We start from the raw sequence: 1,095 nt of genomic DNA, 5'->3' as shown, positions 1-1,095 counted from the left end.
ATGATGACCATGCTGGTTTGGTTGTAGTTGGCTGGAATAAACTTAGGCAAAATCAATCTCCTATGAAGATTTGATAATCCTATTAGATCACAAATGGATCTGCGGTTAAAGCTGTATTTTGAGGTTTTTCTACAGGCTCAACGCCGCAATAAGCGGCTAAAAAGGCTTGGCTATAATTAGTGAGGTACGAACTAAGCCAAGCTTTTTTAGTCCGCCCTTAATTGCATTGTTATACGTACTTACTGCCAAACACCTTGTTCACTCAAAATAACTTCATTTTTGTTTGTTACAACTTCGAGTAAGCCATCTTGATGCACATAGTACATAATGTTGCCATTTTTAAATTTATAACCAAGAAAACGGCACGGTGTTTCTCCGTCGTTACACGTAGTATGCCAACTACTACCTTTTAGAGATATCGAATTGCCCGATTTCTTACTCTGCCCTTCATAAACGTAGTTTGAGCAACCAACTTCGCCTTCTTGGCAATTAGATTGAATTGAAACTTTATAATTTGGTGTTTCAAGTATTTCCGCACTCATTGCCAATGTCGGAAATAAAAGAGCAAGAATGACGATTTTCACTGACTCACCTGTACTTATAACGCCCCAAGCAGCGGAAAACGCGAACGCTTTGGCGCAGCCAGTGAGTGATTTTCCGTTGACTTGGATTGTTATATTTACTTTGCAAGTAAGCGCTCTTCCACATCATTTTCTTTTTGTGTCGAACGTTGTATTGCTATATTTTCCAACATTTCAGGATATTCGATCGTCCTTTCGCTGACTAGATAAAATACATGTTCCCACTCAGGTGGAATTTCCCTAACCGTTACTTTAAAACCTTCCTCTTCCAAGACTTCGCAAAGAGCACTAGTCATCGTTCTAGATATCGAGCCATTCCAATATCTACCAACCTCTTCGATTGAGGATATCGCTTCAGAGAGGAAGTGCTCTTTGACATATTCTTTTTTCTCGTCGTCTGTCATTTCAGCACCTGTAAATATAACAGCTTAATCATCAGAAGTGTGTATAGAACTTTTCAATATTGAGTCTAACAACATCATTCCAATAAGCTTTAAATTAATCATTTCATGAA

The 1,095-nt window shown here is 38.4% G+C and carries 2 protein-coding genes; both read right to left on the bottom strand.

Features of this window, described 5'->3' with window-relative positions; translation table 11 throughout:
- Positions 1-239: 239 nt before the first annotated feature.
- Complete coding sequence (locus tag N7931_RS19270) at positions 240-584, bottom strand: hypothetical protein (protein ID WP_262795963.1); 345 nt, start codon at positions 582-584, stop codon at positions 240-242.
- A gap of 95 nt (positions 585-679) precedes the next feature.
- A complete protein-coding gene (locus N7931_RS19265; RefSeq protein ID WP_262795962.1) occupies positions 680-985 on the bottom strand; it encodes a hypothetical protein in 306 nt (101 codons plus the stop codon).
- Positions 986-1,095 lie beyond the last annotated feature (110 nt).

This window comes from Catenovulum sp. 2E275 (genome assembly GCF_025515275.1).
Lineage (GTDB): Bacteria > Pseudomonadota > Gammaproteobacteria > Enterobacterales > Alteromonadaceae > Catenovulum.
This window is presented reverse-complemented; position numbering and strand designations above follow the sequence as displayed.